General features: G+C 73.8%; 14 protein-coding genes and 1 pseudogene. 11 read left to right on the top strand and 4 right to left on the bottom strand.

Annotated features, from left to right (window positions below; genetic code table 11):
* Position 1: 1 nt before the first annotated feature.
* From NFU81_RS23265 to NFU81_RS23255, 3 genes and pseudogenes are all read right to left on the bottom strand, one after another.
* Positions 2–1,135 (bottom strand): annotated as a pseudogene (locus tag NFU81_RS23265) (sensor histidine kinase); the annotation flags it as partial.
* Positions 1,136–1,191: 56 nt separating this feature from the next.
* Positions 1,192–1,470 carry a PspA-associated protein PspAA gene (gene pspAA / locus NFU81_RS23260; RefSeq protein WP_251493018.1) on the bottom strand — a complete coding sequence of 93 codons (279 nt, stop codon included), beginning with the start codon at positions 1,468–1,470 and terminating at the stop codon, positions 1,192–1,194.
* 118 nt (positions 1,471–1,588) lie between these two features.
* A complete protein-coding gene (locus NFU81_RS23255) occupies positions 1,589–2,380 on the bottom strand; it encodes a PspA/IM30 family protein (RefSeq protein WP_251493016.1) in 792 nt (263 codons plus the stop codon).
* A gap of 196 nt (positions 2,381–2,576) precedes the next feature.
* Here NFU81_RS23255 and NFU81_RS23250 point away from each other — a divergent pair, with 196 nt between their 5' ends.
* The 3 genes from NFU81_RS23250 (at position 2,577) to NFU81_RS23240 (ending at position 5,673) form a co-directional block, all read left to right on the top strand.
* Positions 2,577–3,161 carry a DUF3043 domain-containing protein gene (locus NFU81_RS23250; protein WP_251493014.1) on the top strand — a complete coding sequence of 195 codons (585 nt, stop codon included), beginning with the start codon at positions 2,577–2,579 and terminating at the stop codon, positions 3,159–3,161.
* A 77-nt stretch (positions 3,162–3,238) separates the two neighbouring features.
* Positions 3,239–4,021, top strand: coding sequence for a class I SAM-dependent methyltransferase (locus NFU81_RS23245; RefSeq protein ID WP_251493160.1), 783 nt, complete (start codon positions 3,239–3,241; stop codon positions 4,019–4,021).
* A 644-nt stretch (positions 4,022–4,665) separates the two neighbouring features.
* Complete coding sequence (locus tag NFU81_RS23240) at positions 4,666–5,673, top strand: S1C family serine protease (protein ID WP_251493012.1); 1,008 nt, start codon at positions 4,666–4,668, stop codon at positions 5,671–5,673.
* Positions 5,674–5,723: 50 nt separating this feature from the next.
* Here the strand turns inward: NFU81_RS23240 and NFU81_RS23235 are convergent, their stop codons facing one another.
* A complete protein-coding gene (locus NFU81_RS23235) occupies positions 5,724–5,930 on the bottom strand; it encodes a hypothetical protein (protein ID WP_251493010.1) in 207 nt (68 codons plus the stop codon).
* Positions 5,931–6,112: 182 nt separating this feature from the next.
* Here NFU81_RS23235 and NFU81_RS23230 point away from each other — a divergent pair, with 182 nt between their 5' ends.
* The 8 genes from NFU81_RS23230 to NFU81_RS23195 form a co-directional block, all read left to right on the top strand.
* Positions 6,113–7,315, top strand: a complete 1,203-nt coding sequence (locus tag NFU81_RS23230) for a bifunctional adenosylcobinamide kinase/adenosylcobinamide-phosphate guanylyltransferase (protein WP_251493008.1) — start codon at positions 6,113–6,115, stop codon at positions 7,313–7,315.
* 172 nt (positions 7,316–7,487) lie between these two features.
* Positions 7,488–8,594 (top strand): nicotinate-nucleotide--dimethylbenzimidazole phosphoribosyltransferase, encoded by a 1,107-nt coding sequence (gene cobT / locus NFU81_RS23225; RefSeq protein ID WP_251493006.1) that lies wholly within the window; start codon positions 7,488–7,490, stop codon positions 8,592–8,594.
* 68 nt (positions 8,595–8,662) lie between these two features.
* Positions 8,663–10,420: a phosphatidylglycerol lysyltransferase domain-containing protein gene (locus NFU81_RS23220; RefSeq protein ID WP_251493004.1), complete on the top strand. Its 1,758-nt coding sequence runs from the start codon at positions 8,663–8,665 to the stop codon at positions 10,418–10,420.
* 25 nt (positions 10,421–10,445) lie between these two features.
* On the top strand, positions 10,446–11,099 hold the full coding sequence (locus NFU81_RS23215; protein ID WP_251493002.1) for a hypothetical protein: 654 nt from the start codon (positions 10,446–10,448) through the stop codon (positions 11,097–11,099).
* Positions 11,100–11,108: 9 nt separating this feature from the next.
* On the top strand, positions 11,109–11,900 hold the full coding sequence (locus NFU81_RS23210; protein ID WP_251493000.1) for an adenosylcobinamide-GDP ribazoletransferase: 792 nt from the start codon (positions 11,109–11,111) through the stop codon (positions 11,898–11,900).
* Between the two features lie 674 nt (positions 11,901–12,574).
* Positions 12,575–14,083, top strand: coding sequence for a leucyl aminopeptidase (locus NFU81_RS23205; protein WP_251492998.1), 1,509 nt, complete (start codon positions 12,575–12,577; stop codon positions 14,081–14,083).
* 226 nt (positions 14,084–14,309) lie between these two features.
* The gene (lpdA, locus tag NFU81_RS23200; RefSeq protein ID WP_251492996.1) at positions 14,310–15,698 is read left to right on the top strand and encodes a dihydrolipoyl dehydrogenase; all 1,389 of its coding nucleotides are present in this window, start codon (positions 14,310–14,312) and stop codon (positions 15,696–15,698) included.
* A gap of 49 nt (positions 15,699–15,747) precedes the next feature.
* A partial coding sequence (locus tag NFU81_RS23195; protein ID WP_285833821.1) for a biotin/lipoyl-containing protein occupies positions 15,748–16,082 on the top strand: 335 nt, incomplete at its 3' end.

Raw genomic sequence — 16,082 nt, 5'->3', positions numbered from 1 at the left:
ATCAGCCGCACGTCCCGTCCGCGACGGCCGGTGCGGCCGGGTGGTGGCGCTGGCCGCGGGGCGGGGCGGACAGCGGGAGGCGGACCCAGACCCGGAAGCCGCCGCCCGGGCGGGCGCCGGCCCGGCAGACCCCGCCGAGCGCGCTGGCCCGCTCGTACATCCCCAGCAGTCCCGGCCCGCCGGTGCCGCGCTCGGTGGGGCCGCCGGGGCAGGGGATGCCGGGCGGCACGTGCGAACTGCCGTCGCCCGCCGCGTCGGGCCGCGGCCTGCCCTGGACGGGCAGCAGCGACGCGGCGGTGCCGGGCGCCCCGTCGTCGTCCACCACGACCTCCAGCGCCCCCGGGTCGCGCCTGATCCTGACGACCGCGCCGGCGCCGGGTCCCGCGTGCTTCTGGACGTTGGTCAGCGACTCCTGGATCACCCGGTAGGCGGTGAGGTCGACGCTGGCCGGCAGCGGCTCCTGCGGGGGCGGTGCCGCCTCGCCGCCGGTGCGGTCCTCCACCGTGACCTGCAGCCCGGCCTGCCGGAAGCCGTCGAGGAGCTGGTCGAGCGACCCGAGCCCGGGGGCCGGCTCCATCGGCGCCGCGGGCTCCCCGCGCTGCCGCAACAGCCCCACGGTGGCCCGCAGTTCGTCCAGTGCCGACCGGCTCGCCTCGCTCACGTGCGCCAGCGCCTGCCGGGCCTGGTCGGGGCGGCGGTCCATGACGTGGGCGGCGACGCCGGCCTGCACGTTGGCCAGCGCGATCTGGTGGGCGACGACGTCGTGCAGCTCGCGGGCGATCCGCATCCGCTCCTCCGCGACCCGCCGCTTGGCCTCTTCCTCCCGGGTCTCCTCGGCCCGCTGCGCGCGCTCCGCTATGGCGGCGGCGTAGGCCCGGCGGCTCCGTACGGCGTCGCCCGCGGCCACGGCCGTACCGGCCCAGGCGGCGACGGCGACGACCCAGCCGTCGACCCAGTGCCGTACGACGAGCAGTGCGGACAGCGCGCAGCCGAGCAGCAGCACGGCCCACAGCACCCTGCGGTGCGGCACCTGCCGCCACCGCACGGGGCGGCCGGTAGCTCTCCTGGGATACTGCACGGTAACCACTGTATTCCGGGGCAGCGCCCCCGCCGATGGCCCGGACGGCCCGCCGGACGGCCGTCCCTGTCCCGGCCGTCGCCGGCGGCCGTCCCTGGTCCGCGGTCAGCCGGTCAGCCCGGGATCAGCCCGTCGTCCTTGAGCATGGCCCTGACCTCGTCGAGGGTGGCGTCCGCCGTGGGGAGGATCAGCTCCGACGGCTCCAGCGCGTCGTCGGGCAGCGGCTCACCGAGGCTGCGGACCGTGTCGAGCAGGGCGCCCAGCGTGCGCCGGAAGGCCTCCTCGTCACCGCTCTCCACAGTGGCGAGCAGCTCGTTGTCCAGCTCGTTGAGCCGGGTGAGATCGGCGTCCGCCAACCTCACCTGGCCCTCCCCCATGATCCGCGCGATCATGACGGCCTCCTCCGTTGCGGCTCCGTTGCTGCCGGGCACACTGCCGGGGTCCGTGACTGCGTGCCGGGTGGGTCTGCGTGCCGGTGAACCGGCCGGCGCTGCCGCCGGCCGCCGCGCCTCACTGCTTGTCGAACCTCGGGGTGTCCTGCGGCTGCCCCTGGGCGTCCCGGTTCCCCTGGCCGCCCTCGATCGCCTGCGGGGCGCTGCCGCCCGCCAGTTCCGCCTTCATCCGCTGCAGTTCGAGCTCCACGTCGCTGCCGCCGGAGATCCGGTCCAGCTCGGCCTGGAGGTCGTCCTTGGCCATGCCGGTCGGGTCGTCAAGGGCACCGGAGGCGATCAGCTCGTCCAGCGCGCCCGCGCGCGCCCGCAGCTGCTCGGTCTTGTCCTCGGCACGCTGGATCGCCATGCCGACGTCGCCCATCTCCTCGGAGATGCCGGAGAACGCCTCGCCGATCTGGGTCTGCGCCTGGGCGGCGGTGTAGGTGGCCTTGATGGTCTCCTTCTTCGTACGGAAGGCGTCCACCTTGGCCTGCAGGCGCTGGGAGGCCAGCGTGAGCTTCTCCTCCTCGCCCTGCAGCGTGGTGTGCTGCGTCTCCAGGTCGGTGACCTGCTGCTGCAGGGCCGCCCGCCGGGACAGCGCCTCACGGGCCAGGTCCTCGCGCCCCAGCGCGAGCGCCTTGCGGCCCTGGTCCTCGTACGTCGCCGACTTCTTCTGCAACTCGGTCAGCTGCAGTTCGAGCCGCTTGCGGGAGGTGGCGACATCGGCCACACCCCGCCGCACCTTCTGCAGCAGCTCCAGCTGCTTCTGGTACGAGTAGTCAAGCGTCTCGCGCGGGTCCTCGGCCCTGTCCAGGGCCTTGTTGGCCTTCGCGCGGAAGATCAGTCCCATCCGCTTCATGACACCGCTCATGGGCCTCGCGCGCCCCCTTCTCCGGCAAACTGCTCCAGCACCTCTACAGACCCCAGCCTACGGGCCTTGGTTCCATTACCGCACTGTTCGGACGCGGATGCGCTCATCCGCAAGGACGATCACGGTTCGGCCACCCCCTGCCCAGGGAGTAGGCGGGGGCTAGGGGCCGGGGGCGGAAGCACGTAACCTTGGAGATGTGTTCCGACGTCGTTCCGAAGATGAGCAGGCCCTCGCCGTAGCCGCAGTGCTTGAGGACCAGACCCGCGACCCGCAGGCTCCCAAGGGTCGCCCCACGCCCAAGCGCAGCGATGCCCAGCAGCAGCGCCGCAAGGTGGCCAACACGCCGACCGACCGCAAGGCCGCTGCCCGGCAGGCCCGCGAGGCCCGCCGCGTCGACCTGGCCAAGCGCCGCGAAGCGCTGGCCAACGGCGACGAGCGGCACCTGCCGGCCGCCCACCAGGGGCCGGTGCGCAAGTTCACCCGCGACTACGTGGACTCCCGCTACCGGGTCGCCGAGTTCTTCCTGCCGATGGCAGTGGTGATCCTTATCGGCAGCCTCATGCCGGCCGTGCAGACGCTCTCGCTGTTCCTGTGGGTGCTGGTCATCGTGCTGATCCTGATCGACTCGGTGATCACCGGCTTCGCGCTGCGCAGGCAGCTGGCGAAGCGTTTCCCCGACCAGAACACGAAGCGCGCCGTCACCTACGGCCTGATGCGGACGCTCCAGATGCGCCGGATGCGGCTTCCCAAGCCGCAGGTCCAGCGCGGCGCCAAGCTCTGAACGGCTTCTTCCCCGGCCTGCCGGCCGCCCCCGGCGGGGGCGGTTTCCACGGCGGCGCCGACACCTGGCTCGCGGGCCTGGGCGGACTGCGGAACACCGTCAGGCAGGAGCTGGTCGCACGGCAGCTGGACGAACAGCTCGCCGAGCACTTCCCGCCCGCGGGCGGCGCCCACGCGGTACGGCGCCTGCGGGTGCTGGACATCGGCCCGGGCCAGGGCACGCAGGCGCTGCGGCTGGCCCGCGCCGGGCACCTCGTCACCGGCCTTGAGGCCGACCCCGCGATGCTGGCCGCCTTCCGGGCGGCGGTGGCGGCCGAGCCCGCCGACGTACGCGCCCGCGTCGTCGTCCTCCAGGGCGACGGCCGCGAGACCGGCAGGCACTTCGGGCCTGCGTGCTTCGACGTGGTCCTGTGCCACGGGGTGCTCATGTACGTGCCCGACCCCGAGCCCATGCTGGCCGCGCTCGCCCGGGTGCTGGCACCCGGGGGCCTGCTGTCCCTGCTCGTCCGCAACGGTGACGCCCTGGCCATGCGGCCGGGGCTCCTCGGCGACTGGGGCACCGCCTTGCAGGCCTTCGGCTCCGCCGGTTCCGCTGGTTACGCCGGTTACGTCAACCGGCTCGGGCTCGCCACCCGGGCGGACCGGCTGGCGCCGCTGACGCAGACGCTCGCCGGGATCTGCGCGCCGCTGCACGCCTGGTACGGCGTGCGGGTCTTCACCGACGCCGCGCCGGACCACGCGGTGGTCCCTTCGGACCCGGGCGCGCTCGCCGCGCTCCTCGACGCCGAGGAGGCGGCCGGCCGCGCCGATCCGTATCGCGGCGTGGCCGCACTCCTCCACGTGTGCGGCCTCCGCACCTGACGCCATGCGGCGCGTTTGCTGCATGCGGTCACCTTTTTCCCCGGTGGGGATTCGCGCCCGCAGGTGATTGCCCCTTGCGGTGGCGTCGCACCCCTCCCACCGTCGTGGTTGCGCGCGCGGTTCCGCCCCCAGAGCTTCGCCTGGGGGTACCCCACGCGTCCCTGAAAAACGCTCACCCTCTCCGCAGAGGGCAAGCCCCGGCAGGGGCAAACCCTGTGCGGAGGAGGATGCAGGTCAAAAGGGGCGCGTGGGGGTACCCCCAGGCGAAGCTCTGGGGGAGGACTGCGCGCCAAGCCCCGACGCGGCTGCAGGTAAACAACGCACCGCAAGGAGCAGCGCCTCAGGGGCGCGGAGAACCGCGCGCCAAGCCCCGACGCGGCCGCAGGCAAAGCACCGCACCGCACCGCAAGGGCACCCACCCAGGCGGCGCTGGGGGCGGAACCGCGCGCGCAAGCACGACGCACCGGGAGGCGCCAGGCACCGCAAGGCGCACCCTCCCAGGGGCGCGGGGAGCTCATCCCGCCTGGCCCAGGCACCCGGATGGGTGCCGGCGGCGGGTGGCGGGGCGGGGGCGGAGGGACGATGCCGGTATGAGGCGACCGCGTACCCTCCTTCTGCCCGGCGCAGCCGCATGCGCATTCGCCATGGCGGCATCCGCATGCACCTCCGGCGCAGCCGGAAACTCGCCCGAGGCGAACGCGCAGGTCGCCGCGGCGTCAGGCGGCGGAGGCGACCTGCAGGCCGCCTACCAGAGCACCGTCAAGGACGTCCTGCCGTCCGTCGTGCAGATCACCACGCAGCAGGACCTCGGCTCCGGCGTCGTCTACGACGACAAGGGCGACATCGTCACGAACGCCCACGTCATCGGCGACGCCACCAGCTTCCAGGTGTCGCTGGCCACCGGCGGCAGCCCGCTCAGCGCGAAGCTGGTCTCGTCCTTCCCCGCCAGCGACCTCGCCGTGATCCGGCTGACGTCCCCGCCCAAGGGCCTCAAGCCCGCCGACTTCGGGGACTCGGGGAAGGTCGCGGTCGGCCAGATCGTGCTGGCGATGGGCAATCCGCTCGGCCTGTCCAGCAGCGTCACGCAGGGCATCGTGTCGGCGACCGGCAGGACCGTCAGCGAGGGCTCGTCCGGCGGCGGCACCGGCGCGACGATCCCCGACATGGTGCAGACGTCCGCCGCGATCAACCCGGGCAACAGCGGCGGCGCCCTGGTGAACCTCGACAACCAGGTCATCGGCATCCCGACGCTGGCCGCCACCGACCCGCAGTTCGGCAGCGGGGCCGCGCCCGGCATCGGCTTCGCGATCCCGTCCTCCACGGTCAAGCGGATCGCCGACCAGATCATCAAGAGCGGCAAGGTCACCGACTCGGGCCGCGCCGCGCTCGACGTGACGGTGCGCGGGGTCGTCGACCAGAACCAGCAGCCGGCGGGCGTCGCGATCGTCTCGGTGAGCAAGGGCGGCGCCGCCGCCGACGCCGGGCTGCGGGCCGGTGACGTGATCACCAAGGTCGGCGGTACGCCGATCACGACCGTCCAGAGCCTCACCACGGCGCTGGCCGCGCTCACGCCGGGCGCGAAGGTCCAGGTCACCTACGACAGGGACGGCGCGACCAGGACGACGCAGGTCACGCTGGGGTCGCTGGGCTGAACGGGAGCGGTGCCGCCCCCCGCTCCCGCGCAGGACGGCACCGGACCGCGTCAGGCGTCGGCGTGCAGGCTCATCGGGCCGTAGATCTTCGCGTCGCCCTCGGAGAGGACGACCTGGTCTGCGCCGCCTTCGAGCAGGTCCTTCCAGGACTCGCCGAGCCAGGACTCGGCGTCGCCCTGCGTGGTGAACTCCTCGGGCTGCACCGCAGGCTCCACCTCGGTGCCGTCGGCCTTCTCGAACCGCCACGTCCACGCCATGTATGTCTCCTCGGTGCCGGGTCCGTCAGTGTCGCAAGTCGGGCAAGTCCATGGTCCAGAGTGCCGCGGGGGCCTGCCAAGGCAGCGTAACCGCACGGTCGGCGGTGGTGGGGCGGTCGCCACAAGGCGAACACCGCGCGCCCCGCGCGGCGTGACGCAGCGCGACGCGAGACGATCGTGCCGTGGAAGTGACTCTGCTCGGCACCGCGGCGCCCGAGGGCCTGCCCATCCCGGACTGCCCGTGCGCGGCCTGCGCCCTCGCCGTGGGCGACGGCGCCCGCGCCCCCGGTTCCGTCCTGGTCGACGGCGTGGTGCTGCTCGACCTGACCCCGGGTGTCGCCCTGGCCGCGGCCCGCGCCGGGCACAGCCTCGCCGGGCTGCGCCTGGTCCTGCTCTCGCACCCGCACGACGGCCCGGCCGTGGAGATCCCGCCGGGCCTGCCCGCACCCACCCGGGTGCCCGACGGGCAGCGGATCACGCTGATCACCGGCCACAAGGTGCGGGCCGTGCCCATGGACGCGCCCGGCACGGGTTACTCCGTCGAGTCGCCCGACGGCCTGCGGCTGCTGTACTTTCCGCCCGGCTGCGCACCGGCAGGCGTCAACGGCACGGACGAGCCGCCGTACGACCTGGTGCTGCTCGACGCGGTCGGGCGCCCCGACGCGCTCGCCCGGCTGCGGGCGGCGGGCGCGGTGGCCGGTACGACCGACGTGGTCGCCGTCCACCTCGGCCACGACGCGCCGCCCGAGCCCGAACTGAACCGGCGGCTGGCCGCGTACGGCGCCAGGGCCGTGCCCGACGGTACGACGCTGGTGGCCGGCGACTACCACGCCGTACCCGACGTGCCCCGCCGCACCCTGGTGCTGGGCGGCGCCCGCTCCGGCAAGTCCGCGGAGGCCGAGCGCCGGCTCGCGACCTTCCCCGAGGTCCTCTACGTCGCCACCGGCGGCACCCGCGACGGCGACGCCGACTGGGCCGACCGCGTCGCCCTGCACCGCGAGCGCCGCCCGGCCGGCTGGCGCACCCTGGAGACCCGCGATCTCGTCCCGCTCCTCGCGGACGCCTCGGGTCCGCCGCTGCTCGTCGACTGCATCGGGCTGTGGCTCACCGACGTGCTCGACACGGAGGACGCCTGGGACGACGAGGCCTGGCACAACGGCGCGGCGCGCCGCGTGCGCGCCCGTGCGGACGAGCTCGCCGCGGCATGGCGCGCGACGCGCCGCACCGCCGTGGCGGTCTCCAACGAGGTCGGCTCGGGGGTGGTCCCGGCGACCTCCGCGGGGCGTCGCTTCCGCGACGAGCTGGGGCGGCTCAACGCGGCGATGGCCTCCGAGTCCGACCACGTCCTCCTGCTGGTGGCCGGCCTCCCCCTCCGCCTGCGCTGAGCGCTTCCCGCGACGCGGGTCGTCACCGGCAGGGGCTGTTCCGGTCCCATCCGGGCCACCGGCCGGTGGATGGCTGGGCGCGCAGTTCCCCGCGCCCCCGAAACGCGCCCTCTGCGGCGGCGGAACCCGGGCGGCGGGGGCGCGGGGCGGAGGGGGCGGTACTGTTCGGCGGGTGAGTGGGATTGAGTTGGATGACTTCGGCTCCCTGGTGGAGCGCCCCGACGCAAGGTTGCGGCGGGACTCGGCGGACCGGTGGCAGGGGCTGGTGCGGCCCGCCGGCGGGCTCGGGAAGGCCGCGGAGTTGGCCGACTGGCTGGCCGCCGTGCAGGGCGCGGTTCCGCTGCGCCCCGTCACCGCGCCCCGCGTCATCCTGTTCGCCGCCGACCACGGCGTCGCGGAGCTGGACGTCTCGACCCGCAAGGCGGGCACGGCCAGTGTCCTGGCCAGGGCCGCGATCGACGGCACCGCCCCGGTGAACGTGATCGCCCGCCGCCTCGGCGTCCCCGTCGACGTCATCGACATGGCGCTGGACTGCGACCCGGCCGACCTGCCGGACGAGGTGACGGCGTATCGGGTACGCCGCGGCTCGGGGCGTATCGACGTCGAGGACGCGCTGACCCGGGAGGAGGCCGAGCAGGCCTTCCGCACCGGCATGGAACTCGCCGACCGGCACGCGGACTCGGGCACGGACCTCGTGGTGCTCGGCGACCTGAGCGTCGGCGGTACGACGCCGGCCGCCGTGCTGATCGCCGCGCTGTGCGGCACCGACGCCTCCGTGGTGACCGGCCGCGGCTCCGGCATCGACGACCTCGCCTGGATGCGCAAGTGCGCCGCGATCCGGGACGCGCTGCGCCGCGCCCGCCCGGTGCTGGGCGACCAGCTGGCCCTGCTGGGCACCGTCGGCGGCGCCGACTTCGCCGCGATGACGGGCTTCCTGCTCCAGGCCGCGGTGCGCAAGCTGCCCGTGGTGCTCGACGGCGTCGTCAGCGCGGCCTGCGCGCTGGTCGGCCAGCGCATCGCCTTCCGCGCGCCGGACTGGTGGCTGGCGGGGCACGCCAGCGGTGAGCCGGGCCAGGCCAAGGCGCTGGACCGGGTCTCGCTCGACCCGCTGCTCGACCACGGCATCCGGGTGGGCGGCGGTGTCGGCGCCCTGCTCGCACTGCCGCTGATCCAGTCCGCCGCGGCCCTGTCGGCGGAACTCCCCGAGGAGGAGCCGGCAGCGGAGCCCGCGGAAGAGGAAGCAGAGGAAGCAGAGGAAGAGGTCTCCGCGGAGGCCTGAAGGGGTCCACCCGACACGCGTAGAGCATAATGACGTAAATCAGACATTATGCTCTACGCTTCCCACTCATGGGAAGTCCGCGCCCTCCAAGCCGCCTGGCAGCGCGCAGCGCGGTCTTCACGGTCTGGTACCTGCGCGTCGTGGCCGCGCTGAACTTCCTCGGCGCCGTCTGGGTCTCCTTCGGCGCCGACATCCGGCGGCACAACGCGCAGGACTACTTCACCCCGTACCTCCTGACGGCCGGCTTCACTTCGGGCGCCATCGCCCTCTTCCTCGCCGTCACGATGCGCCGCCGCAAGCGGGCCGCGTGGATCCTCAACCTCGTGCTGTGCGGCCTGTTCTTCGCCGCGCTGGCGCTGAGCATGATCTGGCCCGACATCCACAAGCACCCCCAGAACTGGGTCTCGCTCGCCCTGACCACGGCCTTCCTGGCCGCGCTGGTCGCCGGGCGGCGGGAGTTCCACGCGAAGGGCGACCCCGCCAACCCGTGGCATGCGGCGGTGGTCGCCGCCGTCGGCCTGGTCCTGGCCTCACTGATCGGCACGGGGCTGGTCGCGGCGACCAACTCCCAGCACGGCGGCACCTTCGGCGACAGCTTCGGCTACGCCCTGCTCCGGCTGATCTCCCTGGTCCCGGGCGACAGCGCGTTCCTGGCCATCTCCACCCCCGGCTGGGTGGACGTGGTCATCAACGTCATGAGCACCCTGCTCTTCGTCCTCGTCCTCTTCGTCGCCTTCCGCTCCCCGCGGGGCAGGGAACTGCTCGGCGCGGACGACGAGCAGCGGCTGCGGGTCCTGCTCGACAGGTACGGCGAGCGCGACTCGCTCGGCTACTTCGCGCTGCGCCGCGACAAGAGCGTGATCTGGTCGCCGAGCGGCAAGTCGGCGATCGCCTACCGCGTGCTGGGCGGGGTCTCGCTCGCCTCCGGCGACCCGATCGGCGACCCCGAGGCCTGGCCGGGCGCCATCGACGCGTGGCTGGCCGAGGCCAGGGAGCACGCCTGGGTGCCGGCCGTGATGGGGGCGAGCGAGGAGGCCGGCACGGTCTACGCCAGGCACGGCCTGGACGCACTCGAACTCGGCGACGAGGCGATCGTGGAGACCGCCGACTTCACGCTCGAAGGGCGCGCGATGCGCACGGTCAGGCAGGCGCACAACCGGGTGCGGCGCTCCGGCTGCACGGTACGCATCAGGCGGCACGCCGACATCCCGGCGAGCGAGCTGGCCGTGCTGCTGGAACGCGCGGACGACTGGCGCGACGGCCAGACCGAACGCGGCTTCTCGATGGCCCTCGGGCGGCTCGGCGACCCGGCCGACGGGCGGTGCGTGATGGTCGAGTGCGCGGACGGCGCGGGTAGCCCGCGGGCACTGCTGAGCTTCGTGCCGTGGGGGCCGCACGGCCTGTCCCTCGACCTGATGCGGCGGGACCGCGGGTCCGACAACGGCCTCATCGAGTTCATGGTCATCGAGCTGATCCAGCGGGCCGAGGAGGTGGGGGTCGAGCAGGTCTCGCTGAACTTCGCGATGTTCAGGTCGGTCTTCGAACGCGGCTCGCGGCTCGGCGCCGGGCCGGTGCTGCGGCTGTGGCACTCGCTGCTGACGTTCTTCTCGCGGTGGTGGCAGATCGAGTCGCTCTACCGCGCCAACGCCAAATTCCGGCCGATCTGGGAGCCGCGGTATGTCCTCTTCGGCAAGTCGAGCGAACTCCCCAGGATCGGCCTCGCGGGCGCCCGCGCCGAGGGTTTCCTCGGCGTCCCCCGCCTCCCCTCCCCGCTCCGCCGCCGCCCGGCGCCCCCCGGCCACCCGGCCGAAAGGGTGTGCCAGTGAAGGCCGCCACGGACAAGGCGGGCGCATGACGGGGCTGGTCGCCGAGTGGGGGGCCGTACTCGGCGGCGTACGAAGGGAGTTGCGGGAGCGAGGGGCGCGGGCGGTGCCGGTCACACTCGGCGCGTGCGCGGGCATCCTGGTGCTCCAGCTGCTCCAGCACGGCCACCGCACCAGCGGCTGGGTGGAACGGCTCGGCGGTGTCTACGCCAGCCTCCCCTGGTGGCAGGCGCTGCTCCGCACCCCCGTCTCGGTCTTCCTGCCCGACCCCTCGCTGCCGGTGTGGGGCCTGCTCCTCCAGGTCGTCGTGGTCTTCGGCATCGCCGAGACCACGGTGGGGCCGCGCCGCACCCTGAGCGTCGCCCTGCTCGCGACGCTGGCCGGCACCGGCTTCGCCCGCTACTCGCTGTGGGCGGGGAAAGCCCCGCACTGGCCGCTCGGCCTGCCCGCGCACGACCTCCTGGTACGCGACACCGGCCCGTCCGCGGCGGTCGTCGCCCTCGGCGTCTACGTCGCCCTGCGCTTCCGGGCGTGGTGGACGGTCGGCACGATCGTGCTGGCGATGGTGGTGGAGGTCGTCTCCCTCCCCAACCTCGCCGGCTACGAGCACCTCGCCGGCGTCGCCCTCGTCCTCGCCCTCTTCACCCGCACCCGCGGCGGAGCGCTGACCCGCGGCGGGTAGCCTCGCGCGGTGACCAACCTCCCCGCCGCCTCGCCCGGCGACGCGCTGCGGTTCGCCTTCGGCACGCTCACCGTGCTGCCCGCCCGGCTCACCCGCTGGGACAGGGCCGCGGCCCGCGGCGGGATGCTCGCCGCGCCGCTCGTCGGTGCCGTCGTCGGCCTGTCCGCCGCGGCCTGCGGCGGTCTCCTGGTCGCCCTCGGCGCGGGGCCGCTGCTCGCGGCGGTCGGCACGGTGGCGGTACCCGCGGTCCTCACCCGCGCGCTGCACCTCGACGGGCTCGCCGACACCGCGGACGCGCTGGGCTCCGGCAAGGAGGCGGAGGACGCGCTGCAGATCATGAAGCAGTCGGACATCGGGCCGTTCGGGGTCGTCGTCCTGGTCTTCACGCTCCTCGCCCAGGTCGCCTCGGCGGCCGCGTGCTACGCCCACGGCTGGGTGTACGGCGGCGCGGCCGCGGTTGTCTCGGCCGTCGCCGCACGGGTGGCCCTCCTCGTCGCCTGCCGGCGCGGCGTACCGGCCGCCAGGCCTGGCGGCCTCGGCGCCGCAGTCGCCGGCTCCGTGCCCCGCTGGGCCGCACTCGGCTCCGCCGCCCTGTACGCCGCCCTCGCCTCCGCCGGCGGCGCCGGCTTCGGGGGCCTGACCCCCCTCCGCTTCGGCTGCGCCGTCCTCCTCGCCACCGCCGCGGGCGACCTCCTCGTGCGGCGCTGCACCCGCCGCCTCGGCGGCGTCACCGGTGACGTCTTCGGCGCCGTCACCGAATCCGCCGCCACCCTGGCCTTCCTGACCCTGTCCCTCCGCTAGCCCCCGAGTGCCCGCGCGCCCGTGCGACCGCAGAGGCCCCAGCGGCAGGCAGCAGGACGCGGCACCCGCGCCGGACAGCGGCGCAGGCAGCACGCGAGCAGGAGCGGGATCCCGACAGGCAGCGGGCGACACAGGACGGCGGAACGCCGACGGCAGCAGGCGGGACGCAGGTAGCAGGCCGGCACAGTGACCGGCGCCGGGTCACGTACCGCAGACGGCGCCCCCGGACTGCCCACGCCTCAGCCACCACGCAACGGACGGCCGCCGGCAGCGGGGAGGGGACGATCCGGGGGTGTCCCCGCAGGCATGCGCGCGGCTCCCGCTGGGACGTTCGGGAAGAGCTCGGGCGCGCAGGCCGAGGAGATACCCCCGGAGCGGCACCGACCCACCCACAGGCGGCACCCGGATCGCCGCCGCCCCACCCACAGGCGGCACCCGCACCCGACCACACACCCGCACGGGCGAGCGGAGCGAGATGGGGGCACCCCCACGCGGAGCAATGGGGGAGGGCGGGCACGCAAGCAGACACACCCCCGGCAAGCGCCAGCGTAGGCTCGGCTGAGCCGACCGCGGATCGCCCCGATGATGTGGCGGAATACGATGCGGGGACGGCCCCGGCCGGGCCATCCACCGGCCTTCTCCAAGGACCTCGACCGAATAGGACCTGAGCCACCGTGACAGCTCTGACACTCAGTACCTCCGCCGCCGCAGCGCTGCGCGCGGACGCCGTCGTCGTGGGGGTGACCAAGGCCGCCAAGGGCGGCCCGCGCGTCGCCCCGGGGGCGGAGACGGTGGACGCCGCCTTCGGCGGCAAGCTCGGCTCGACGTTGGAGACGCTCGGCGCGACCGGCGCCGAGGGCGAGCTGACCAAGCTCCCCGCGCCGGACGGCGTCAAGGCCGCGGTCGTGGTGGCGGTGGGGCTCGGGGACACCCCCGAGGAGGGCGCGGGGTTCGACCCCGAGGCGCTGCGCAAGGCGGCCGGCACCGCGGCGAGGGCGCTGGCGGGAGCCAAGAAGGCGGCGTTCGCGCTGCCCGCGGGCGACCCCGCGGACGTCGAGGCCGTCGCGATCGGAGCCCTGCTCGGCGCGTACGCGTTCACCGCGTACCAGACCGACTCCGGCAAGGGCCCGCTCGGCGAGGTCGCCGTCGTGGGCGCCAAGCCGCGGGACAAGTCGTTCAAGGCGGCGGCGGAGCGGGCGACCGCGGTGGCCGAGGAGGTCAACCGGGCGCGTGACCTGGTGAACACCCCGCCGAACGACCTGACCCCGAAGGCCTTCGCGGCCGCGGTGCAGGCCGCGGGCAAGGAGTACGGCCTGACGGTCGAGGTGCTCGACGAGAAGGCGCTGCTCAAGGGCGGCTACGGCGGCATCATGGGCGTCGGCCAGGGCTCGGCGACGCCGCCCCGGCTGGTGCGGGTGGCGTACTCGCACGCCAAGGCGACCAGGTCGCTGGCCTTCGTCGGCAAGGGCATCACGTACGACTCGGGCGGCATCTCGCTCAAGCCGCCGGGGCACAACGAGACGATGAAGTGCGACATGAGCGGCGCCGCCGCGGTGTTCGCCGCGGTCGTGGCCGCGGCCAAGCTGGGCCTTGAGGTCAATGTGACCGGCTGGCTCGCGCTGGCCGAGAACATGCCCGGCGGCGGCGCGACCCGCCCCGGTGACGTGCTGAAGATGTACAGCGGCAAGACCGTCGAGGTGCTGAACACCGACGCCGAGGGCCGGCTGGTGCTGGCCGACGCGCTGACCAGGGCGTCCGAGGAGGCTCCCGACGCGATCGTGGACGTGGCGACGCTGACCGGCGCGATGGTGCTGGCGCTGGGCGACGGCCGGTTCGGGATCATGGCGAACGACGACGACTTCCGTACCGCGGTGCACACCGCGGCGCTGGCCGAGGGCGAGGACTCCTGGCCGATGCCGCTGCCGCAGCAGCTGCGGAAGACCTTCGACTCCCCGACCGCGGACATCGCGAACATGGGCGTACGCCCTGGTGGCGGCCTGGTCGCCGGACTGTTCCTGCGGGAGTTCGTCGGCGAGGGCATCACGTGGGCGCACCTGGACATCGCGGGGCCGGCCTTCAACGAGGGCGGCCCGTCCGGCTACACCCCCAAGGGCGGCACCGGCTCCGCCGTGCGCACCCTGGTGGCACTGGCCCGGCAGACCGCTGAGGGCGACCTGCTCTGAATCCGGCGAAGTCCGGGTGAGATGTGTCACGTGCGGCCCCCGGCGACATGCCGGGGGCCGCTCGCGGTGTTCCCCGCGGCAGGGCCGGTGGCCCGCGCGCGCCTGAGAAGTGCGAAGATGTTGTCTCGGCACGACAGGGCCCCCTTTAAGACAAAGCGGCCGAACCAAAGCCGCCGACCGGTCATGGTGGACCGGCTCCGGCGAACCCATGCATGGAGGACGTGACGTGGCGAACGACGCCAGCACTGTTTTCGACCTAGTGATCCTCGGCGGCGGCAGTGGCGGCTACGCAGCCGCACTGCGTGCCGCGCAGCTGGGACTGGACGTCGCCCTGATCGAGAAGAACAAGCTCGGGGGCACCTGTCTGCACAACGGCTGCATTCCCACCAAGGCGCTGCTGCACGCCGGTGAGATCGCGGACCAGGCTCGCGAGAGCGAGCAGTTCGGTGTGAAGGCCACCTTCGAGGGCATCGACATCGCGGCCGTCCACAAGTACAAGGACGACGTGATCTCGGGCCTCTACAAGGGCCTGCAGGGCCTGGTGGCGTCACGCAAGGTGACGTACATCGAGGGCGAGGGGCGCCTGTCGTCCCCGACCTCGGTCGATGTGAACGGTCAGCGGATCCAGGGCCGGCACGTGGTGCTGGCGACCGGTTCCGTGCCGCGCTCGCTTCCCGGGCTGACCATCGACGGCAACCGGATCATCTCCTCGGACCACGCGCTGACCCTGGACCGGGTCCCCAAGACCGCGATCGTCCTGGGCGGCGGTGTGATCGGCGTCGAGTTCGCCTCGGCGTGGAAGTCCTTCGGGACCGACGTGACCATCGTCGAGGGCCTGCCGCACCTGGTGCCGGTCGAGGACGAGAACAGCTCGAAGCTGCTGGAGCGGGCCTTCCGCAAGCGCGGCATCAAGTTCAACCTGGGCACCTTCTTCCAGAGCGCCGAGTACACCGCGGACGGTGTGAAGGTGACGCTGGCGGACGGCAAGACCTTCGAGGCGGAGGTGCTGCTGGTCGCGATCGGCCGCGGCCCGGTCTCGCAGAACCTGGGCTACGAGGAGCAGGGCGTCGCGATGGACCGCGGCTACGTCCTGGTGGACGAGTACATGCGGACGAACGTGCCGACCATCTCGGCCGTCGGCGACCTGGTGCCGACCCTGCAGCTGGCGCACGTCGGCTTCGCCGAGGGCATCCTGGTGGCGGAGCGGCTGGCGGGCCTGAAGGCCGTGCCGATCGACTACGACGGTGTGCCGCGGGTGACGTACTGCCACCCCGAGGTCGCCTCCGTGGGCATCACCGAGGCCAAGGCCAAGGAGGTCTACGGTGCCGACAAGGTCGTGACGCTCAAGTACAACCTCGCGGGCAACGGCAAGAGCAAGATCCTCAAGACCACGGGCGAGATCAAGCTCGTCCAGGTCCGCGACGGTGCCGTCGTGGGCGTCCACCTGGTCGGTGACCGGATGGGCGAGCAGGTCGGCGAAGCGCAGCTGATCTACAACTGGGAGGCGCTGCCCGCCGAGGTCGCGCAGCTCATCCACGCTCACCCGACGCAGAACGAGGCAATGGGCGAGGCCCACCTCGCCCTCGCGGGCAAGCCGCTGCACTCGCACGACTGACCCTCATCACGCCACCCATTCGCACAGATCGTGAGGAGTAACCGCAACCATGGCGGTTTCCGTAACCCTGCCGGCGCTCGGCGAGAGCGTGACCGAGGGCACCGTCACCCGCTGGCTCAAGGCCGAGGGTGAGCGCGTCGAGGCCGACGAGCCGCTGCTCGAGGTCTCGACCGACAAGGTAGACACCGAGATCCCCTCCCCCGCGTCCGGCGTTCTCGCGTCCATCAAGGTCGCCGAGGACGAGACGGTCGAGGTCGGCGCCGAGCTGGCCGTCATCGACGACGGCAGCGGTGCCCCCGCAGCCGCCCCCGCGCCGGCTGCCGAGGCCGCCCCGGCTCCGGCCCAGCCGGCTGCCGCGCCGGTCGCGCCGTCCACCGAGGCCGC

Origin of the sequence: Actinacidiphila cocklensis (assembly GCF_907177275.1) — a bacterium.
GTDB classification, from domain to species: domain Bacteria; phylum Actinomycetota; class Actinomycetes; order Streptomycetales; family Streptomycetaceae; genus Actinacidiphila; species Actinacidiphila cocklensis.
This window is presented reverse-complemented; position numbering and strand designations above follow the sequence as displayed.